Genomic DNA, 21,111 nt, shown 5'->3' with positions numbered 1-21,111 from the left:
CAACAGAACACACCTGATTAGAAAATATCCATTTTCTAATCGGCACGCTTTATCCCCGCAGTAAACTGCGTGGTTTTAGCGTGCCTATTACTTGATAAACATTCAATTTATTCTTTTTCGTACAACATACAAGATAAAATATCAAGAAAAAGTTTTAATTACTCTTGTGTAAATACAGTAGCGCATAGTTAGCGAAAATTACAAAAAAACAAATTTGAAAAAAAAGATTATTAAGAAAACGTGTAGATATATTGATATGTTTTTTCGAACAGATCTCTAGAATTAATTTGAATTTAAGCCGGATTCTTCTCAGTATCAGCTTATTAGGAGAACTAGAAGAGACTCTACTGAAGATGCCAGTAAACACACTCAGGTCCAGCAAAGACCATGGCATAGGCTTTAACATTCCTGCCTTTAAAGTCGAGAGCTGATTTATAGTTATCAAACTCTTCGTTTGCTTTATTTACCAGTCTGTTTTGTTTTCCTTCTCTACTCTTATGGGCAACATCTTTCTTGGTCAGATACTTAAGCTCGATAAGATAGATACACTCATCAGGCAAGCCCTTATTTACCGTTATTACCAGATCAGGAACCATCTCTCCGCTAGTTTGGAACTATAAAAACATATAAAAATATATAAAAAGCTATAAATTTATAGGCTTTCTACAAAATTCCTGCTTCAACTATCTGAAAAAAACCTGTTCTTAAGACGAAATAAATCAAAAGATGCCTGACCTTAAGGATTATTAAGTAATTTAACAGAACACTCTGACTTTAAGCAGTTTCCTTTTCTACTTGATGTTTTGATTATATCCAAAAATGACATACTCTCCACGACAAATAGAAGCCATCAGTGGCAAATATATAAGGTGATAGCACACATTATCACCTCGATTATTCTTGAATTTGCTTTTTTCTCTTAATGATTAGAGCGCCAGAGACAGAATAACCTCACAGTCAGTCTGGGTGTAATGCTCATTGGTTCCGATAGTTTTTATCTCAGGAAAACCAACCTTCTTTAATATCTTTTCAATATCCCCTGCATTACCGTTTAATTCAGACAGTTTTACCGGCAGCTTTAAAGCCTCAAATCTGCGTTTGATAAAATCCACGGTCTGGGAAGCTGTAATTCCGACATCAGAAAAATTGTAAGGAATATCAAAGGCAGTAGAGCCCAGTTTTGCTATCTGCAGTTCCTTTTTCTTAAGTACAAATTTAAACCAGGCAGGAATAATAATACTTGCTGCCTCTTCTGGATTACAGTCATAAACAGAAATCAGGGCCTTCTCTAAAATAGGGACACAGGCCTCATCATTGTAGTTAAGCATCGGATTTACATATGCCGAAAGACTTGCCCACATCAGATTGGTTATACAGTCAACATCGTTTGGCTTGTCCTTAATCTTTGCAAACATTATAAGAACAGTCTTGATTGTAGCTTCCAGCATTTTTTCAGCCAGAACTGTATTCTTGTTGACTTCAAAATATCTTCGAAAGAGCACATCCAGCAGCCTTACAAAATTGAAGGCGTAATTTGAAGAACTGACAGTACAAAGTTCAGGATTATAAATTATAAACTTAGGAGTAAGAACCTCTGATGAACAGTCAAAGTATTTTAGACTTCCATCCTCAAGGCGGTTAAAGACAGTGACTTCTCTAGAGGTAGCGCAGCCACCGCAGATAGAGGTACTGATTACGGCAAGAGGCAGAGCTTTTTCAATATCACTGTTATTTTTGAACATCTCATAAAAGCTGTCTTCAAAAACTGCTCCGGCGGCAATAACCTTGGCTACGGAACAAACAGATGTAGAACCTACAGCCAGAATAAAATCCACATCTTCTGTCTTGCAGATTTTGATACCGTCAAAAACAGTGGAAATTCTTGGATTTACATAGGATTCCCCTAATTCAGTATAATCAAGACCGCTGTTGCGCAGAGAGCGTCTGACCTTATCTAAAAGATTGCCAATGGAAGATGACAATTTAGAATAGATCACAAGAACCTTGGAACCTCCAAGATATTTTATCTGACGACCAACCTCATTCTCCTGATTCGGACCAAAAAGGAAAGTATCCTCTCCCTGAGAAAAAACATTATCCATATAGATTTTCTGCCTGTAACAAACCTTATATAAGTCTTCTGACAAGTCTATCAGATTAGGCAGCTATTCTCTAGAATCTTTTCAAGAGAAAAAAGAGCTGTACTATAAGGATGTTAAGCTGAAAACAGCTCTGAAAAGAAAAATTAAAGCAATGCGCAAATATATCAAAAAAAAGGTTGACTGTTATCTCATTTCCTTTAAGATCCTTTTCACAAAAAAATAAACATTTTTTCTCTTTATTTCGGAGATTTCGTGCGTGAAAGATACTGGCGATTATGGGGCTGCCCCAATGGTAAACAAACCAAACGAATACAGCACACAAAAACAGATTCACAGACCAGGTGAGCTTCCAGGACAGAAAGCTTCACCTGTAGAGCAGAACAAAAAGCCTATTCTGCAGATTAAGGGACTTACAAAAAATTTCAGTAACTTTACTGCTGTTAATAATGTTGATCTGACCATCTATGAAGGAGAAATCTTTGCCCTGCTCGGTTCTTCAGGCTGCGGCAAGTCTACCCTTTTGAGAATGCTGGCCGGTTTTGAACAGCCATCAGAAGGTCATATTATTCTTGATGGAGAGGATATTGTTAACCTTCCTCCATATAAGAGAACCTTAAACATGATGTTCCAGTCATATGCTCTGTTCCCATATATGACTGTTCGCCAGAATATTGCCTTTGGTTTAAAGCAGGAAAAGCTTCCACGTGATGTTATCAATGCACGAGTTGAAAAAATGCTGAAACTGGTACACATGGAGGATTACGTTGACAGACGCCCTTACCAGCTTTCAGGTGGACAGAGACAGCGTGTGGCACTTGCAAGATCACTTGCAAAGGAACCTCGCCTGCTGCTTCTAGATGAGCCTATGGGTGCTTTGGATAAGAAACTGCGTGAACAGATGAGACTGGAGCTTGTAGACATCATCAACTCCGTTGGCGTTACCTGCCTTATGGTTACACACGATCAGGAAGAGGCTATGACCATGGCTGATCGTATTGCCATTATGGATCGTGGAGAGTTCGTACAGATTGGCGGACCTCGTGAAATCTATGAGAACCCTAACTGCCGATTCTCTGCAGAGTTCATCGGTCAGGTTAACATGTTCGACTGCATTCTGACAAAATCAGACAACAAGCACTCTGTAATTCAGTGTAATGATTTCCCTCGTCCAATCGAGCTTCTGCACGATATCGATATTGCCGACGGAATGCCTGTATCTATTGCCATGAGACCAGAGAAGGTCTATATCTCCCACGAGGAACCTGCCGAGCAGACCAACTGGTGTGAAGGTACCGTAGAGAATATCGCTTATCTTGGTGATATCTCAATTTACTATGTACGTCTGCCATCAGGAAGAATCATTACCTCTACTCTGCCTAATGTTGACAGATTCAATGTTGGTCTTCCAACCTGGGATGACAAGGTTTATCTGAGCTGGGATCCTGAATCCTGTATTGCCCTGACCTTCTAACTCATCATTAGAATATAGAGAAGATTACATCAATGGCTTTAATAAGTTCAAATATGATTAGAACCCCTGGGTCAAAGGGACACCGTCCTCCACCTAGGTATGTTCCAGGCAGAAAGATTACCTTAAGAGAAAGAGCAATCATCTTTTTACCTTATGTATGGATGATTCTGTTCTTCCTGATCCCATTTCTGATTATCTTTAAGATTTCTTTTTCAGTAACAGAAATTGCAATTCCTCCTTATTCCCCAATTGTTACCTTTGAGGAAGGGGCAATGCAGATTATTCTGCATCTGGAAAACTACACCAATATCTTTATTGATCCGGATGGAACCTACATGCGTTCCTATCTGAAGTCAATTCAGGTAGCGGCATTCTCTACTCTTTTATGTCTGATTATCGGCTATCCTATTGCCTGGGCACTTGCAACCTCAAAGAGTGCCACCCGCAATATTCTGTTTATTCTGATAATCATGCCAAGCTGGACTTCCTTCGTGGTAAGAATCTATGCCTGGATGACTATTTTAAAGAGAGACGGTCTTATCAATGATATTCTGATGAGTATCGGCATCATTGATCATCCGCTGCATATGCTGCAGACTGATCTGGCTGTATATATAGGTATTGTTTACTGTTATCTGCCTTATATGGTACTGCCATTATTCTCATCACTGATGAAGGTTGACTACAGTCTGATTGAAGCAGCTCAGGATCTTGGCTGCCGTCCTGTAAAGACTTTCTTCCATGCGCTGGTACCACAGACCCGCAGTGGTATTATTGCAGGATCAATGCTGGTATTCATCCCTGCAATCGGTGAGTACGTAATTCCTGAACTGCTCGGTGGTAAGGACTCTATTCTTATCGGCAGAATCCTCTGGCAGGAATTCTTCAACAACAGAGACTGGCCTCTTGCTTCATCCGTTGCAATTACCATGCTTACAGTTATGGCAATACCTATTATCTGGTTCTTCAAAAATCAGCGTAAACAGGGGGAATTATGATCTTAAATAAGAATACCAAGAGTACCCTGTTCAGATTTGTAATTCTGACACTGACTCTGATTTTCCTGTATCTGCCAATCATGACTCTGGTGGTTTACTCCTTCAACGAGTCAAAGATGGTTACGGTTTGGACCAATTTCTCACTGAAATGGTATCGAGCTCTGATGAATAATGATGCCATCATAACTGCAGTTGGTATTTCTATGACCATCGCTGTTATGTCAGCTATTGCTTCAGTAATAATTGGAACTCTGGCAGCATTTGTTATGGTCAGAATTAAGAAGTTCACAGGCGAAAGCGCCTTCCTGCTGTTTATGACTGCACCTATGATTCTGCCTGAAGTTATCACAGGTCTGGCACTGCTGTTACTTTTCGTAACTTTAAGCGATATTATTCCTATCTTCTCAGACAGAGGAATGATTACCATCTGGATTGCCCACGTAACCTTCTGTTCTGCATATGCTACTGTGGTTATCCGCTCAAGATTCGTTGAGCTGGATGTATCCATTGAGGAAGCGGCAAAAGATCTTGGAGCAGGTCCGATGAAGGTTTTCTTTGTAATTATTCTGCCTGCAATTATGCCTGCAGAAGTTGCAGCCTTCCTGCTGAGCTTCACCATGTCAATGGATGATCTGGTTATTGCAAGTTTCGTAGCAGGACCAAACTCCACAACACTGCCTATGCTGATCTTCTCAAGTGTAAGACGTGGTCTGTCACCTGAGATCAACGCTCTGGCTTCTGTGATTGTTTTTGTGGTTTCTATCTTTGCCTTTGTATCTTGGGTTCTAACCGTGCGCAAGCAGAAACGCAAGGAACGCAATGCGGCTATGGTTAAAGCAGCTCTCAGAAAAGAGAATACAATCGCAGCCTAATATATTGATACAATCTCCTGCCACAGCGCAGGAGATTCTGTTCTCCATCCCAAGCTTTCTATAATTCACCTATTTGTTACTTCCTTTCCAAGCATTTAATCATTAGTTTGTACTTTCATAAAAATTCACTTTCAAAACTCAAATTTTTTTAAAGTTTCGAAAGTAAATTGACACTTTACTTTCGAAAGTCAAAATTTTTGAAAGTTTCGAAAGTGGTACTATAATTAAATTTGAAAAAGTAAACACAAAATTCGAACCGCTATGAAATACATTGAACGCCAAAACTACTTAGAACGACTGAAAAGACTAAGAAATACCCCTGATATAAAAATAATCACAGGTCTGCGCAGAGCAGGAAAGTCGGAATTGATCAAGGCTTATATGGACTGGATTATTGCAAATGAGAGCAATGCCAACATTATCTACATTGATTTTGCTGATTTAAAATACGATGATCTTAAGTCCTACAAAATGCTCAATGATCACTGCGAAAAATTATACAATGCAGATAAATCCAATGTACTGATTATTGACGAAATTCAGTTATGCAATAAATTTGAACTTACAATCAACAGCTTATACAACTCTCACAGGTTCGACATCTATATTACAGGCTCTAATGCGTTCCTGCTGAGTTCAGATTTATCTACCTTATTTACTGGAAGATACATAGAAATTCCTGTCTATCCTTTCAGCTTCGCAGAATACTGCAGATATTATGATTACACAGAAAAAACTCCAAATGTTCTTGATTCCTATGTATCAGATGGAGGGCTTGCTGGTTCTTATGTATATAGAGAAAAAGAAGATCAGCTTGCATATATTAAGGATGTTTACAATACGGTGATAAAAAGAGACCTGGTTGATAAATACTCAATTAAAGAACTATCTCTTCTTGACTCGTTAACAGATTATCTTATGGATAATATTTCCAACCTAACCTCCGCAAATAAAATCACGTCAATTTTAAAGAATAATGGAACTGACACAAATCATATAACAATAGGAAATTATATTAAGTACCTGTGCAGTGGTTTCATGTTTTACAAAATTAAAAGATATGACCTCAAAGGAAAGAAATATCTTGAAACTTCCTATAAGTACTACCTAAGTGATTTAGGCTTCAGATATGCTTTGCTCGGCTCAAGAAATATGGATTATGGAAGAGCATATGAGAACATTGTTGCAATAGAGCTTCTACGAAGGAAGTATGACCTGTATGTAGGAAAGCTCTATCAGAAAGAAATAGATTTTGTTGCAATTAAACAAAACGAAAAAATCTACATACAGGTTTCAGACAACATTTCTTCAGAGGAAACTCTGCATAGAGAAATAGCTCCATTAAAAGCTATCAGAGATGCGTATCCAAAGATTCTAATCGCTAATACAGGACACAAAGACTTTGATATTGAAGGAATTAAGGTTATCGATCTGACTCACTGGCTGTTAAGCTGAAAAAAAATTAACCTGTGATTAAAATCACAGGTTTTTTTTGAGTATAATATGCACATCCTTCAACTTATCACATTTAGAGATAATCTATGTCAGACTTAAAACTCTTCTCTGGAAATGCTACTCCAGAGCTTGCAAGTGAAATTGCAAAATGTTTATACACCAATCTATCTGATGCTACTGTTGATACTTTCTCTGATGGTGAAGTTCATATCCAGATCAATGAATGTATTCGTGGATGTGATACCTTTATCATTCAGTCAACCTGCGCACCAACCAATGACAATCTGATGGAGCTGTTAGTGATGATTGACGCACTGCGTCGTGCTTCAGCAGGTCGTATTACTGCAGTTGTTCCATACTTTGGTTATGCAAGACAGGACCGTCGTGTTCGTTCACAGCGTGTGCCTATCACTGCTAAGGTTGTTGCAGACTTACTTTCATCAGTAGGTGTAGACAGAGTTTTAACCGTTGACCTGCATGCAGAGCAGATTCAGGGCTTCTTTGATGTACCTGTAGACAACTGCTACTCATCAAATCTTTTTGTTGAAGACATGAAGAACCTGTCTTTAAACAAGCCATGTATCGTTTCACCTGATATGGGCGGTGTTGTAAGAGCACGTGCTATTGCAAAACTGTTCAACGATGCAGATATCGCTATCATTGATAAACGTCGTCCAAAGCCAAATGTATCTGAGGTTATGAACCTGATTGGTGATGTTAAGGACAGAGAATGTATCATCGTTGATGATATTATTGATACCGGTGGTACCCTATGCAAGGCAGCTGCCGCATTAAAAGACCGCGGTGCAACCAAGGTTATTGCCTACGGCACTCACCCAGTTCTATCTGGAAATGCCTACGATAACATCAAGAACAGTGTAATTGATGAGATTGTTGTTACCAACAGTATTCCTGCAACTGAGAAACTCAAATCAACCGGTAAGTTCAGATATGTTTCTCTTGCACCAATGCTAGCTGAAGCAATCCGCCGTATTAACAACGACGAATCTATTTCTGTAATGTTCGGCTAATATCAGAAAGGTCTCTTTCGGAGACCTTTTTTGTGATCTTAATCTTCTTTCCTCAAATATATCATCATTTCCATTAAAGTTTTCTAAACATAAGTCCGTTAACGATGTTAGACGGAGAAGTGTTTAAATGTCACTGGTTAATACTATCTATTTAAATAGCGTTGAGGGGTCTGAGAATAGAATATATCAGGCTCACAATACCGCTGTGTCCTTAGTAGGTAACCGTGAAGATGATGAGAAAAAGAAGAATACCCTCTTAGATGATGTGGTTACCCTTTCAGAAAAAACACAGAATGACTCAAATCAGGATCTATTCTCCAAGAATCGTTCAAAAGCACTGATGGCCTACAGACAGTTTGGAAATATCAGCATTGAAGATGCTGCCAAAGAAGTTGTAAAGAGTCAGGAGCTTCCAGAGGATAAGGCAGCACAGAACGATACCGAGCCAGACAGCGAAGAGAAGGCTGTAAAGACAGATCCAGAGAATAAAGAGGATAAGGATAAGCAGAAAGTCGGAAAAGAAAACGACAAGAAATCCAATGGAGAAGAACTTACTGATGAAGAACAGGCTGAAGTACAGAAGCTAAAAGAAAGAGATCAGGAAGTCAGAACCCATGAAAAAGCTCATCAGACTGCTGGTGGTCAGTATGCCAGTGCACCGGTATATGATTTCAAGAAAGGTCCGGACGGCAAAGACTATGCTGTAGGCGGACATGTAAACATTGATACTTCAAAGGAAAGCGATCCGGATAAAACTATAGAAAAAATGAGGGTCGTAATCAAAGCTGCAAAAGCTCCTGCACAACCATCCGGTCAGGATATGAAGGTTGCAGCTGAAGCTCAGCAGACACTGAACGAAGCTCAGATGGAAAAGGCTAAAAAGCAGCAGGAAGAGATGAAGGCAAATGAAAATCCTCAAAAAACAGAGGATTCCGAAACAGAGGTTCAGAGCGAGGATATCAGGACGGAAACTCCAGAGACAAAGCCTCAGGCCTCTCTCTCAGAAGCTTAACCATTCTCAAGGCGTCTACTTAGACGCCTTAATCATATCTACCAACATCAGTTTTGTCATATCCATATTAAGATGCTCTTTTCAGGATTCTTCTGAGTTATTTTCTCAAATCGACTATTTTATATTACGATTCACATTAGAATTTCCTTGAATTTCACCAAAATGGATTGTTTGAAAGCAAAACTGCTCAAAAAACGACATAAAATACAAAATGATGTATAATTGCGGTGCAAAATTTCCAACAGGAGTAAAAATGGATCCAGTTTATGTGGGGGCACTTTCACTGCTGCCTCCTGTTATTGCAGTAGCTTTAGCTCTGATCACTAAAGAAGTATTCTCTTCTCTGCTATTGGGTATTCTTTCAGGCACTCTGATTTATACTCTTAAAACCGATGGCAATGTTGTCATTGATACACTGCAGACTACTGTAAAGGTAATGGGAAACAAATTTGACCTAAACATTGTTTTATTCTGCTCTTTATTAGGTGCACTGGTATACGTAATTTACCTGGCAGGAGCCTCAAAAGCTTACGGAAACTGGGCAACTACTAAAATCAAAGGCAGACGTTCCGCATTACTGTCAACCTCCGCATTAGGTGCATTTATCTTTATCGATGACTATTTCAACTGTCTGACTGTTGGTACCGTAATGAGACCAATTACAGACAAATACAGAATCTCAAGAGCAAAGCTTGCCTATATTATTGATGCAACTGCAGCTCCAATCTGTATTATTGCCCCTATTTCATCCTGGGCTGCAGCTGTAGGCTCTAACCTAAAGGCAACCAAAGCCTTTGAGTCCGATATAGGAGCTTTCGTAGCAGCTATTCCTTGGAATTTCTATGCACTGATGTCCATCCTAATGGTAGTGCTGGTATGTATTTTCAACGTTGACTTCGGACCAATGCTTAAGGCAGAGCAGACTGCTCTTAGGAATTCTCCAAAGCCAACAAGCAATCAGGATACCTCCACCGATATGGAGATCAAGGGTGACGGCACCATGTGGGATATGATTGTTCCAATGCTGTCTCTGATTGTATTTGCAATCTTCTTCATGCTCTACATCGGTGGATACTGGGGAGATGATGCAGCATTCCACACATTAGGTGGTGCCTTCGGTAACACCGATTCCTCATTATCTCTGGTATTAGCCTCTACCTGTGCCCTTTTCGTAGCCTTCATGATGCTGGTAACCCGCAAGGTTCTATCATTAAAGGAGTTTATGGATGGTGTATTACGCGGTGTTCAGGCTATGATCCCTGCAAATATGATTCTGACCTTTGCCTGGACAATTTCAGGTGTAACCCGTGACTTACTTCAGGCTCCTGAGTTCATTTCCTCAATCGTTCAGAATGATATCGGTTTCGTGGGTGCAATTCTGCCTGCTGTAATTTTTGTTATCGCTGGCTTCCTGTCATTCTCAACCGGTACCGCCTGGGGTACTTTCGGTATTCTGATTCCAATCGTGGTAATGGTTGCTCAGGCAATCGATCCTGCTTCATCAGAGCTGATAATCATCTCATTATCTGCAACTCTGGCAGGTGCGGTATTCGGTGATCACTGTTCTCCTATATCAGATACAACTGTTCTGTCATCCGCAGGATCTGGCTGTGTTCACATCGAACACGTATATACACAGCTGCCATATGCCCTGCTTGTAGCTTTCTGTGCTCTGATTGGTTATATTGTTGCAGGCTTTACTCACTCACTGTTTGCAAGTTTATCAACTGCAATTGGTCTGATGTTTGTATGTGTACTTATACTTCATGCAAGACAGATTAAGCAAAATACAAAAATCAAATTTGATGATTCTTCAGTAGCAGACTAATAGTAGTTTTACACACGTTTCGAAATAAGAGACCATTGGACAGTTAAGTTCAATGGTCTTTTTTTTTAGGGTCAGACAACATCGTAGGACAGTATCTCCACAAAGGCTAAAAGATTTACGTTGAAGGCAAGATTCAGTCACGTCAGTACTAGGATAAAGAAAGCATAAAACGTACTTTAAATGATATTGTCGTAAATGAAATGCAAATGCTTGACTCAAAAGGTTCAAGTGGCAATAACAATACTAACGGCTACAACAATAACAATAACTATGGGAAAAAAAACAGGGCTTATGGTCATAATCAGAATGAGTAACAGCCAATGTCATTTAAAATCTTTACAACTTTTTAAATTGAACTCTTTCTATTTTCTTACGGTTTTCTTTTCAGACATCTTCGGTCTAGACTTCTCATAAAGTCCTTCCTGTTTTATTTGTTAAGATTAAGTATGATAATAACAAAATAAAAAGTAAAGACGTACATAAAATTAACTTCATGGAGCGAGGATATGAACTTGTATTTTGAACTGTTACGATATCCAACATTTTCCATTAAAGAGGTAAATGCCTTGTATTCAAGTCAGCGTACAGCAATGGCTGCATTGGGAAAACTTCTGAAGGAAAACATGGTATTAAAGATTCGCAATGGATTATATACCTGTTTGAGCGGGGAAAATGGTGGACCTGTTGCGAACAGATTCCAAATTGCTAGTGCTATCACTCCATCTTCGTATGTATCTCATCATTCTGCTTTTGAATATTATGGAACTGTTGATCAGGTTTTCTACGAGGTTTATGTCGGCTCTGAGACTCGTTTTCATGACTTTAAATTTGATGGGTACACTTATCATTATGTCAAAGGACAGATGAAGGAAGGCATAGTTGTTCCCGATTTTAGTGGTAGTGTGAAGATTACAGATAAGGAACGATCGATAACAGATTCCATAAAGGATATAAATTTAATCGCCGGACTAGAAGAGGTGCTTTCATGTGTTCTGTCTGTGAACAGTATTAATGAAGCAAAATTATTAAAATATCTGGTTGGATATGACAGTGCCTTTTTATATCAGAAGATCGGTTTTATTTTTAGTGTATTTCAGATGGAACTAGGCATAAGCGATGATTTTATAAAAATATGTAAGGACAGGAGCGGAAATTCAAAGCGATATCTGACAATCGGTATAAATGATCCAGCTTATTCTGGCGAATGGAAGTTGGTTTATCCAAAGAATATCAAGAGTATGAACAACAACGGAATAGAAGATGTCGCAATTTAATAGAAGAGAGATTAACTAATGAGATGCTATTAGCGACATTTTATCAATTTAAACCGACATTTTTACCGACATTTATACTAAAAAAATCAGTAAAAAAAGCGAAAGTAGCTGTTTTAAACAACTTACTGAAAAATAAGTTCAAAGATAATTTACAGCTTAATATGCACAAAACAAAAGTCTGACCTATATTAATAAATACCTGTTGTTTGGTTTTGGGGATTAAATATGAATAAAGTCATACTTATCAGTGGTCACCCTGATCTTAAGAATTCTCTATCTAACAGAACAATCCTTGAAGAACTGAAAAGACTATCACCGGAAGTTGAAATCAGAAAACTTGATGAACTTTATCCTAATTACAAAATTGACATTGAGGCAGAACAGAAAGCACTTATAGACGCAGATTTAATAATCTGGCAGTTTCCTATGTTCTGGTACGGATTACCAGCTCTTCTGAAGAAGTGGCTTGAGGATGTATTCGCTCATGGCTTTGCATACGGTTCTCAGGGAACCGCACTGAAAGGAAAGATGCTCCTGATTTCACTCACAACCGGAGCTCCGCTCTTGAATTATGCCCATGGCTCAACCTTCAGTCATACAATTGAGGAATTTCTAATTCCTTACGAGGAGGCTGCAAACCTGTGTAAAATGGAGTATTTAAGACCAATTTACTCTGGAGGAATGATGTTTATCCCTGGAGTAAGCAGTGAAGAGTCAAAGGAGCTGATTATAGAAAAGGCAAAAGAGCACGCCCAAAGACTACATGAAGTGATCAAGTCTCTGTAGGCCTCAATCACCTCACAACAGCTACACATCAGTGTTGGTTAAGTTTTTAAAATAGTTATGGATTTCCTCTATATAGAGCTGAGCCATCTTACTTAGAATCTGGTTCTTCTTGACTATATAGCCGATATCCATAACATCATCCTCACTCTCATCTGGTTTGTACGGTACAGCAATGTAGTCATCACCATTTAAAGCCTCACAGATGATGCCGGAGCATAAGGTAAAGCCGTTCAGCCCTCTCATAAGATTCAGCATTGAAGCTCTGTCATTTACTTTTACGGTACGTATATAGCTTTTTGTTGAGAAAATCTCTTCGGCAAAATAGAAAGAGCTGTTATCGCCCTGTTCAAAAGACAGGCATGGATAATCAGAGAGATCTTTAAACTCGATAAAATCCCTTGTAGCCAAAGGGTGGTCTTTATACAGATAGACAAAGGTCTTACAGTCGATAATATGGTGAAACTCAAGATCAGCAGAATTTAAAAGCTTGGTGATGATGTTCTTGTTGAAGCTTGAAAGATAAAGAATACCGATCTCACTCTTCTGAGTACTTACATCATCAATGACCTCTCTGGTTTTAGTCTCTCTGATAGCAAAATCATATTCTGCGGTATTGAACTTTTTAACCATCTCAACAAATGATTTGGTAGCAAAAGAATAGTGCTGAGTTGATACGCCGAATTTCTTCTTTAAGGTTCCATTCTTTCCAAACTTATCCAGCAGCGATTCATACTGATGGTAAACCTGTCGAGCATAGGCAATAAACTCAACTCCTTCATTTGTAAGAGTCACGCCTCTGCCGGAACGGTAGAAAATAGTAATTGAAAACTCATCTTCCAGGTCGTGTATTGCATTTGAGAGGGAAGGCTGGGAAACATACAGGATCTGAGCTGCCTTATTAAAGGAGCCTGTTTCAGCAATGGTCAGAACATAATGTAACTGAGTTAAAGTCATTCAACTATTCCTTATCTGCGTAAGAGGTTCTGCTGTAATTATTACATTTACTGATTATGGACTCTACAACGGTATTAAATTAGTGAGTCTATGCACTATCACAATGCATAACTGCATTATTAGTTTGTATTAAGTCGGAAAAGAACTGTATCAAAAAAAACTTTTTTGTTGGAAGTGAAGGAAAAGCTTCTGAAGGATTTGACCTGACGTACAGTAAGCACACAGGTAAAACAGGGATCGATCTGATTAAGAATTTCAAGGTTATAGGATAGCAGAGGCATTCCGGTGGTAACCGTGTCACCCTCTCTAACCTTGATAACAAAAAGATTATCGTGGTACTTTTGAGGATTCAGACCGGCATTTATTATAAGCTGAACTTTGCCGACCTCAATGATTAGAGCATTATGTTTATCTGAAATGGTTTTAATAATGCCGTCACAAGGAGCTCTTAAGGTATCAGAAGTTGGCTTTACCGCAACAGAAGGACCGATAACATTGCTTGAAATGATGGTGTTCTTAATCATTGAAGGAGGCAGTACATTTCCTTCAAAAGGAGATTTAACCCTTTTAAGTGTCGAAGGTTCTAAAACAGATAAAAATTTCCTCAAACGACTAAACATAAAACCTCTGGTCCGTGGACTAACCTTAGAACAGTATTTTAACTTTTTAGGACGAAAAAAAATCAGAGTTAAAGCAAATAGAAAAGATTATGTATCTTGAAAAGGCTCCAGTCTGAACTGGAGCCCTGACAATTAAAGAATCAGTGCCAGAAGAGGAATTGAGATTACGGAAAACAGGGTTGTCAGGAAGGTACCTTCTGACATGGTTGAACCGTCAATATTGTTCTTAAGACACAGCATGGTACCGATTGAGGCAACCGGCATACCGAACAGTATTACAAGAACGTCAGCATATTTGTCATCCAAAGGACTTATTTTGTAAAGAGCACACATTAGAACAGGAATACCAATAAGCTTAATTAAGGTCAGAAGATACATTCTCAGATTGGTAAGCATCTTGAGAACAGGAATTCCTGCCAGAGTAGAACCGATAATCAGTAATGAGCCAGGGACAGTCATACTGCCTACTAGAGAACAGGCAGATGAGATTTCACGAGGCACAGCGGCCTGAAAATAAACAATCACAATGGTTATATAGGTGGCACAGAGGCATGGAGAGAATAAAGATCTCCACTTAAAGTCAAACTTACCCTTACCGGAGGTAATAATTGGCACACCAAACATAAAAATCAGAATATTAAAAGGAATGGTTACCACTGCAGCATAGAAGATTGCGGTTGTACCGAACAGAGATGCAAGTACAGGGAAACCGATAAAGTTGATATTTCCAAAAATCAGCATAAATCTGTAGGAGCCTATCGCCTCTGGATCGTTACAGATAATTTTTGAGATTATAAAAGACAGCAGAAACAGCAGCGCATAGGATAGTACACCTGCAGTAAGAACAGGAGGAATATCCTCAGGCTGTGGAAGAACATCTCCCATTACAGAAGACAGAATCAGAAAAGGCGCAGTAATATTTAAAATCAGAGATGAGAGCTTACGGTTGAAATCAACATCCATGTATTTTAGCTTGTTGCAGCAGAAGCCAATGATTACAAGCAAAAACAGAGCAGACATCTGAGCTAGTGTGTCTAAAAAACTCATAATTCAATACAACTAAACAAGTGGAGAAAATCTCAGAAAATGAGATACGGTTAACAGAAAACAATATTAGACCTTGCATTATAAAATGCAAGCAAATTTTTTGCTGAATAAAAAAGAGTCAAAGTCTTTGAAGAAAAAAACTGCTATTTCAGACGAATACCACGGACAGAGACACAGCTGTGAGTTTTCGGTTTCAGCTTTAAAAGCTCAATACAGGCACTTATATAGTCATTGAGAGCAATAAAGCTATCACCGTTTATACCTACCGGCAGAATATTGTCAGAGAACTCATACTCTCCGCTGCCGTAGGAGAACTCATCCAAAAGCAGAGGAGGACAGAGAACCGACCAGTCAACATTGCTGCAGGAACTTAATCTTTTAAAAGCATTGACACACAGACGGTCAACCTTGTTCTGTCTGTCATCAAGGATAACAGAATCAGATTCAACCACCAGCTTCTGTCTTGACTTATCGGTAAAAAGAAAAGCCGCAGAGCCAAGCTCCAGCAGCTTTACAGGTGAATTCTTAAGGATCTCAAGAAAATGCCAAACCGGAAGCACATCAGAGGAGAAACGGGTTATTTCCAGAAAAGACAGAGCATCAACTACATAGTGACAGTCTTTTACATCATCAAAAACCACTTCATCATAGTCTTTAACAATTAGTTTTCCGTTTCCTACCACGTCAGAAAACGAATTAACAATACTTGTAACTTTAATGCCCTGACTTTCAGCCTTTAAAACAATCTTTTTTCCACAACTGCTATTTGCACCGATTACAGCAATACGCATTTAAACTAAATCCCTTTTTGGATGCATTGGCACCGAATCAATCAGACTGAACTCGCCATACTTGAGCCAGTTTTCAAATCTTATGGTATTGTGCCACTGCAGATATTCTTTGTTAGGCCAGTACTTTCTGTCATCAGGAAGCTTAAGCTCCACACCTTCATACTCTGAGTAAGGAGCATTCTCCTCAATCATCTTATTGGAGAGCTTAACAACAACCTTGTTTTTTTCCTTATAACAGAAAGTCATCAGACCTTTTGAAAACAGACTATGCAGATCGGCTCTTAGAATAATGCCGTTATCATAGTCAACATATCTCTCATCATACATGGTTTTAATATGGGCAACTTCCAGGGCTGGAACCATGGTACAGCCGGTAACTGCACATCTTCTGTTATAGATGGATAACAGTGTAGTCTTGTACTGAGAGGTTCTATCATAACTCCTGTTGATAACAGCCTTGTAGTAAATTCCCGGCCAAGTATGATCTGAGGCAGCAAAATCTGCAATCGACAGACGTCTGTCGTTTGAAACCTTGTAAAGATATCTGCCTAATGGAGTATCCAGATCCAGAAGAAATCTGGATTTATTCTCAAGATTAAACATGAAAGCCTCAGGAACCTTTACCATCTGGCTTCTTACAAAGATAAAGGATGCGGTTGCAATATAACAGGAGAGTTTCTCATTCAGATTTCCATGACACTCCTTAATTCTATTAATAAAGGAGTCATACGAAAGATATCCGGCTCGTACACCGTAACGATACCAGCAGTCATCAGGACTTAACTCTGTGTGGGTAAAATAATAGCCACCGCCGACAATATACTGAAGTTCATCCCTTTCAACTACGAAAAGCATCATAGAGCCAGGTGCAGGAGTAAGGTTATCATCTGAGTCATGGTTAAACTCATCCATTTTGGTATACCAGCAGTTAGAATAGCTTGAACCATTGGATATAAAGTTAGCCTTAATAACCTGATACCAGTTGTAAGACACCTTACATATGAAGATTTTTTCGTCTTTTTGCATAGCTTCCAGGAACCAAAGTTGACAGGCACAGCTGTATCTTCAGTTACCCCTCCGTAGTTTAAAAGCAGAGTAAAACTCTTATGGTGCACCTGAATATAAAACGAGACAAATTACTCTGCCCGCACATATTAAAGAAGGTGTACTGCTGTTCTTGTTATTTTAAGATTCAGAATAATCAGAAAGTTTTTTCTAAACTATCATATATTTACAGTTTAGTTAGATTGCCATAGGATTTCCATATCCCACATGTGAATTGTTTAATAAAATTGATCAAAAATGGCACTATTAGGCAAAAAAGTCTTCTTTATTAGACGAAGAATTAAAAAATTTGCTGACAATATCACACTTTTGACTTTTTCTGATTTAAAAGATTTTCTTATTTTTCAAATAATTAAAAAATGTAACCGATTACATTATCTTGGTTTTGTAAACGTTTACGGTGATTAAAATCACATTATTTCAAATAATCAGACGTATATCATACTTTTTATTATCAACTTGATTTAAAAGCATTTTATATCAATCTTGCTTGTATAATTAGTTTCATTTCAGCCTCAGAAAAAATCCATGAAAACGAATGAAAATGAAACAATTTTTCACAGCATTCTCTGGCAGTAGCACATAAAAAATTTTTTGGTAAAATGCGCAGTGATCTGTTTAGGATACCTAAGCTTATCGCTTACATTCACTAAACTATTAATTTTTAAACACAAGGTTAGTTAAATATGGAAAATGTTGTTGCTGGACTAAGCACTGTTGATTATGTAATCTTCGGTGTATATGCTCTAGTTGTTATTGCAATCGGTCTGTTTGCATCAAAGAAGAACACTCAGAGTGCTGAGGGTTACTTCCTGGCAGGCAAGTCAATCCCATGGTGGGCAGTTGGTGCTTCTCTAATCGCTGCTAACATCTCTGCAGAGCAGTTCATTGGTATGTCAGGTTCTGGCTTTGCTATCGGTTTCGGTATCGCTGCTTATGAGTTCATGGCTGCTGTTACCCTGATCCTGGTTGGTAAGTACTTCCTGCCAATCTTCATCGAAAAAGGAATCTACACCATTCCTGAGTTCGTTGAGAAGCGTTTCAACAAGACTCTAAAGACCATCTTAGCTGTATTCTGGCTATGCTTATATATCTTCGTTAACCTATCATCAGTTCTATACTTAGGTGGTACTGCTCTACAGGTTATCCTAGGTATCCCAATGATGTATGCAATTCTAGGTTTAGCAGCTTTCGCTCTAATCTACTCTGTATACGGTGGTCTATCAGCTGTTGTTTGGACTGACGTTATCCAGGTTGCAGTTCTAGTTATCGGTGGTTTCGCTACTTCATACCTATCATTAAAGTGGATCGGTGGCGACAACGGTGCTATCGCTGGTCTTTCAACCTTAATCAACGAAGTTCCAGAGCACTTCACCATGATTCTAGACCAGAGCAATCCTCAGTTCTCAAACCTACCTGGTATCGCAGTTCTAATCGGTGGTATGTGGGTTGCTAACCTTTACTACTGGGGCTTCAACCAGTACATCATTCAGCGTACTTTCGCAGCTAAGTCAGTTGACGAAGCTCAGAAGGGTCTGGTATTCGCAGCATTCTTAAAGTGCATCACTCCAATCATCGTTGTAATTCCTGGTATCGCAGCTTACTACATTACTGTACACAACCCAGCAATGTTAGAGAGCATGAAGCAGATGTACGGTGAGATGGTTGCTAACAACGTTCCTACAATGGAGCACACTGACTCAGCATACCCATGGGTTGCTCAGTTACTACCAGTAGGTGTTAAGGGCTTAGTATTCGCAGCTCTATCAGCAGCTATCGTATCTTCACTAGCATCAATGCTGAACTCAACTGCAACTATCTTCACAATGGATATTTTCAAAGAGTACATCAACAAGAATGCTTCTGATTTAACTCTTGTTACTGTAGGCCGTATCACCGCTGTATGTGCTTTAGTTGTAGCTATCTTCTTAGCTCCTATGTTAAGCACCTTAGGTCAGGCATTCCAGTACATCCAGGAGTACACTGGCGTTGTTTCACCAGGTATCTTAGCAGTATTCGTTTGCGGTCTGTTCTACAAGAAGACCACTTCAAACGCAGCTATCACCGGTGTTCTAGCATCTATCGTAATTGCTTTACTATTAAAGTTCTTACCAATCAACATGCCATTCATCGACCAGATGATGTACACCTTAGTTCTAACTATCGCTGTAATCGTATTCGTTTCTCTATCAACTAACCCAGTTGATGACGACGAGAAGGCAATCAAGACCACTGCAGAAACCTTCAAGACTTCAGGTGGCTTCGCAATTGCTTCATACGCAGTTCTTCTGATTGTTGCAGTTATCTACGCAGCATTCTGGAACCCACAGTTAGGCTTCGGTTTCTAATCTGAATAGATAAGAAACAATATGCTAAAAAAACCGGCTTCGGCCGGTTTTTTTATATCTTGAATAAATGATGAAGAGAATTGAAGAAAAGAAGCAGAAATTCTATTAAAGTTATTCTGCAAACAGGCTGTCGTAATCAATATGTCCGACACATTCCTTATACCAGCCTTTCATCAGATCAGGGGTCTGTTTGTAATACATCTTATAGAAATAGTCGTTACAGTTCTGTTTGTTACAGATAATCTGCTCAGCAATCCCCTGCTCCTTTGCTACGGTTCTTAAAATATGACGCAGCCTTTTATATGGCTTTTCAAAATCACGGTTGCAGGCAAAATAGTCATAGGCAAAAGCAATACTCTCGTCAGTTTTAACCTTACGAGCTTTTTCATGCCACTCAACAATCATCTTTCCGTGAGCACGAATAGCCCCGAACTTCATATTTGCCTTAATAAGGGATTTCTCAGACACACTGTTCATACGAGCCAGCGGACATAAGGCTTTACCGGTAATCACACGGTTTAAGGCCTCATCATGTTCAACCGCATAATTATAGCGATAGGTACAAAGTTCTCTTAGAACATTTAGAGCCTTAATGTTAAGACAACCTGCCCCGCTAACTGCTTTGTAGGTATCCTCAGCTTTAGGCATTGCACAGGATTCTTCAGCAAAATCCAGCATTGCTGTTTCAAACCAGGTATAACGAGGATCATCCTTTTTACAGTTTTTCATAATCTCAAGATATAACTGCTCAAGATACAGCACATCGTTGGCGGCATAGTCAATCTGAGCATCTGTAAGAGGTCTCATCTCCCAGTCAGAGCGGGTCTGATCCTTTGACAGCTCAATTTTAAGGTAATCACTTAGGGCACTCTGCAGGCCCTGTGAATAGGAAAGATTAAGAAAAGCCAGCAGAAGCTGAATATCAACACATTTCTGAGGAAGCAGTCTTTTAAGCCCCATTACTCTGGATTTATAGGCTAAAATCTCCAGATCCTCTCGTGCTGAATAGAAAAGGACAGTGGCCTTTAAAGCGGTAAAAGCTTTAAAAAAAGGTTCAATATCAAGTTTGGCCATAGTATCAATCAGGTAGGTATCCTGCCTGATACAAAGCTGAATCAGATTAAGTCCAGGAAAAAATGATTTTACACGTGTAAATTCAGTATCCACACTTACAAAATCATTTTCACCACAGAGACTAAGAGTCTGGCATACAGACTCAAGTTTATTTGGGGTATCGATTAGATGAATATTATTTGAGCTCATGTTAATTCCATTTTTTTGGCTCATTGACTCTCCCACGACTGAAGTCGATGGGATTCCTGTTTCATAGACCACAGCATAGCGAACTACGTCTTACCCGATCTCTTGGAGAATTGCTCCTCCAGCTTTTCAGCACAGGCTTAAAATTCCGTATGCCCTACGGTATTGTCAGTATTTCAGGCTACTGACAAGCCTTT

General features: G+C 39.1%; 18 protein-coding genes. 10 read left to right on the top strand and 8 right to left on the bottom strand.

All coding sequences use genetic code 11. From position 1 onward, the window contains the following. Positions 1-344: 344 nt before the first annotated feature. Both QZU45_RS06705 and QZU45_RS06700 read right to left on the bottom strand, forming a co-directional pair. Positions 345-596, bottom strand: coding sequence for a hypothetical protein (locus QZU45_RS06705; protein WP_295353271.1), 252 nt, complete (start codon positions 594-596; stop codon positions 345-347). Between the two features lie 330 nt (positions 597-926). Then, a complete protein-coding gene (locus QZU45_RS06700; RefSeq protein ID WP_295353269.1) occupies positions 927-2,102 on the bottom strand; it encodes an iron-containing alcohol dehydrogenase in 1,176 nt (391 codons plus the stop codon). A gap of 256 nt (positions 2,103-2,358) precedes the next feature. Here QZU45_RS06700 and potA point away from each other — a divergent pair, with 256 nt between their 5' ends. The 9 genes from potA (at position 2,359) to QZU45_RS06655 (ending at position 12,829) form a co-directional block, all read left to right on the top strand. Then, complete coding sequence (gene potA, locus QZU45_RS06695; protein ID WP_295353266.1) at positions 2,359-3,573, top strand: polyamine ABC transporter ATP-binding protein; 1,215 nt, start codon at positions 2,359-2,361, stop codon at positions 3,571-3,573. Positions 3,574-3,734: 161 nt separating this feature from the next. Then, positions 3,735-4,571, top strand: coding sequence for an ABC transporter permease subunit (locus QZU45_RS06690; protein WP_295353274.1), 837 nt, complete (start codon positions 3,735-3,737; stop codon positions 4,569-4,571). Further along, positions 4,568-5,443: an ABC transporter permease subunit gene (locus tag QZU45_RS06685; protein ID WP_295353263.1), complete on the top strand. Its 876-nt coding sequence runs from the start codon at positions 4,568-4,570 to the stop codon at positions 5,441-5,443. The genes QZU45_RS06690 and QZU45_RS06685 overlap by 4 nt, the downstream gene beginning before the upstream one ends. 261 nt (positions 5,444-5,704) lie before the next feature. After that, the gene (locus QZU45_RS06680; protein ID WP_295353260.1) at positions 5,705-6,898 is read left to right on the top strand and encodes an ATP-binding protein; all 1,194 of its coding nucleotides are present in this window, start codon (positions 5,705-5,707) and stop codon (positions 6,896-6,898) included. Positions 6,899-6,984: 86 nt separating this feature from the next. Further along, on the top strand, positions 6,985-7,929 hold the full coding sequence (locus QZU45_RS06675) for a ribose-phosphate pyrophosphokinase (protein ID WP_295353257.1): 945 nt from the start codon (positions 6,985-6,987) through the stop codon (positions 7,927-7,929). Positions 7,930-8,056: 127 nt separating this feature from the next. Next, positions 8,057-8,941, top strand: a complete 885-nt coding sequence (locus tag QZU45_RS06670) for a putative metalloprotease CJM1_0395 family protein (protein WP_295353254.1) — start codon at positions 8,057-8,059, stop codon at positions 8,939-8,941. Between the two features lie 253 nt (positions 8,942-9,194). Next, positions 9,195-10,769, top strand: a complete 1,575-nt coding sequence (locus QZU45_RS06665) for a Na+/H+ antiporter NhaC family protein (protein ID WP_295353252.1) — start codon at positions 9,195-9,197, stop codon at positions 10,767-10,769. 506 nt (positions 10,770-11,275) lie between these two features. Continuing rightward, positions 11,276-12,043 (top strand): hypothetical protein, encoded by a 768-nt coding sequence (locus QZU45_RS06660; protein WP_295353249.1) that lies wholly within the window; start codon positions 11,276-11,278, stop codon positions 12,041-12,043. A 225-nt stretch (positions 12,044-12,268) separates the two neighbouring features. Next, entirely contained in the window at positions 12,269-12,829 is a 561-nt protein-coding gene (locus QZU45_RS06655; protein ID WP_074839182.1) for an NAD(P)H-dependent oxidoreductase, read from the top strand. A gap of 21 nt (positions 12,830-12,850) precedes the next feature. On the opposite strand, the gene QZU45_RS06650 is transcribed toward QZU45_RS06655, so the two are convergent. From QZU45_RS06650 to QZU45_RS06630, 5 genes are all read right to left on the bottom strand, one after another. Then, entirely contained in the window at positions 12,851-13,783 is a 933-nt protein-coding gene (locus tag QZU45_RS06650) for a LysR family transcriptional regulator (protein ID WP_295353246.1), read from the bottom strand. Between the two features lie 119 nt (positions 13,784-13,902). Next, positions 13,903-14,403, bottom strand: a complete 501-nt coding sequence (locus QZU45_RS06645; protein ID WP_295353242.1) for a PTS glucose transporter subunit IIA — start codon at positions 14,401-14,403, stop codon at positions 13,903-13,905. Positions 14,404-14,535: 132 nt separating this feature from the next. Beyond that, positions 14,536-15,450, bottom strand: a complete 915-nt coding sequence (locus QZU45_RS06640) for an AEC family transporter (protein WP_295353239.1) — start codon at positions 15,448-15,450, stop codon at positions 14,536-14,538. A 143-nt stretch (positions 15,451-15,593) separates the two neighbouring features. Continuing rightward, a complete protein-coding gene (locus tag QZU45_RS06635; RefSeq protein ID WP_295353236.1) occupies positions 15,594-16,241 on the bottom strand; it encodes a hypothetical protein in 648 nt (215 codons plus the stop codon). Beyond that, positions 16,242-17,267: an HNH endonuclease gene (locus QZU45_RS06630; protein WP_295353233.1), complete on the bottom strand. Its 1,026-nt coding sequence runs from the start codon at positions 17,265-17,267 to the stop codon at positions 16,242-16,244. A 725-nt stretch (positions 17,268-17,992) separates the two neighbouring features. On the opposite strand from QZU45_RS06630, the gene QZU45_RS06625 reads away from it, so the two are divergent. Beyond that, a complete protein-coding gene (locus QZU45_RS06625) occupies positions 17,993-19,654 on the top strand; it encodes a sodium/sugar symporter (RefSeq protein ID WP_295353231.1) in 1,662 nt (553 codons plus the stop codon). 111 nt (positions 19,655-19,765) lie between these two features. Here QZU45_RS06625 and QZU45_RS06620 read toward each other — a convergent pair whose 3' ends face one another. Next, positions 19,766-20,917: a hypothetical protein gene (locus tag QZU45_RS06620; protein WP_295353228.1), complete on the bottom strand. Its 1,152-nt coding sequence runs from the start codon at positions 20,915-20,917 to the stop codon at positions 19,766-19,768. Positions 20,918-21,111: the final 194 nt, after the last annotated feature.

The sequence above is a fragment of the uncultured Succinivibrio sp. genome, assembly GCF_902756765.1.
GTDB lineage: Bacteria > Pseudomonadota > Gammaproteobacteria > Enterobacterales > Succinivibrionaceae > Succinivibrio.
The sequence above is the reverse complement of the archived record's forward strand: the minus strand, read 5'-3'. Positions and strand labels throughout refer to the sequence as shown.

What these genes read in the sequence shown, in the direction of transcription:
- QZU45_RS06640 (WP_295353239.1), bottom strand. Translation starts at nt 15,450, where the DNA reads ATGAGTTTTTTAGACACACTAGCTCAGATGTCTGCTCTGTTTTTGCTT.
- QZU45_RS06700 (WP_295353269.1), bottom strand. Translation starts at nt 2,102, where the DNA reads ATGGATAATGTTTTTTCTCAGGGAGAGGATACTTTCCTTTTTGGTCCG.
- QZU45_RS06705 (WP_295353271.1), bottom strand. Translation starts at nt 596, where the DNA reads ATGGTTCCTGATCTGGTAATAACGGTAAATAAGGGCTTGCCTGATGAG.
- QZU45_RS06660 (WP_295353249.1), top strand. Translation starts at nt 11,276, where the DNA reads ATGAACTTGTATTTTGAACTGTTACGATATCCAACATTTTCCATTAAA.
- QZU45_RS06625 (WP_295353231.1), top strand. Translation starts at nt 17,993, where the DNA reads ATGGAAAATGTTGTTGCTGGACTAAGCACTGTTGATTATGTAATCTTC.
- QZU45_RS06665 (WP_295353252.1), top strand. Translation starts at nt 9,195, where the DNA reads ATGGATCCAGTTTATGTGGGGGCACTTTCACTGCTGCCTCCTGTTATT.
- QZU45_RS06650 (WP_295353246.1), bottom strand. Translation starts at nt 13,783, where the DNA reads ATGACTTTAACTCAGTTACATTATGTTCTGACCATTGCTGAAACAGGC.
- QZU45_RS06690 (WP_295353274.1), top strand. Translation starts at nt 3,735, where the DNA reads ATGATTCTGTTCTTCCTGATCCCATTTCTGATTATCTTTAAGATTTCT.
- QZU45_RS06630 (WP_295353233.1), bottom strand. Translation starts at nt 17,267, where the DNA reads ATGCAAAAAGACGAAAAAATCTTCATATGTAAGGTGTCTTACAACTGG.
- QZU45_RS06670 (WP_295353254.1), top strand. Translation starts at nt 8,057, where the DNA reads ATGTCACTGGTTAATACTATCTATTTAAATAGCGTTGAGGGGTCTGAG.
- QZU45_RS06685 (WP_295353263.1), top strand. Translation starts at nt 4,568, where the DNA reads ATGATCTTAAATAAGAATACCAAGAGTACCCTGTTCAGATTTGTAATT.
- QZU45_RS06675 (WP_295353257.1), top strand. Translation starts at nt 6,985, where the DNA reads ATGTCAGACTTAAAACTCTTCTCTGGAAATGCTACTCCAGAGCTTGCA.
- QZU45_RS06620 (WP_295353228.1), bottom strand. Translation starts at nt 20,917, where the DNA reads ATGAGCTCAAATAATATTCATCTAATCGATACCCCAAATAAACTTGAG.
- QZU45_RS06655 (WP_074839182.1), top strand. Translation starts at nt 12,269, where the DNA reads ATGAATAAAGTCATACTTATCAGTGGTCACCCTGATCTTAAGAATTCT.
- QZU45_RS06635 (WP_295353236.1), bottom strand. Translation starts at nt 16,241, where the DNA reads ATGCGTATTGCTGTAATCGGTGCAAATAGCAGTTGTGGAAAAAAGATT.
- QZU45_RS06645 (WP_295353242.1), bottom strand. Translation starts at nt 14,403, where the DNA reads ATGTTTAGTCGTTTGAGGAAATTTTTATCTGTTTTAGAACCTTCGACA.
- QZU45_RS06680 (WP_295353260.1), top strand. Translation starts at nt 5,705, where the DNA reads ATGAAATACATTGAACGCCAAAACTACTTAGAACGACTGAAAAGACTA.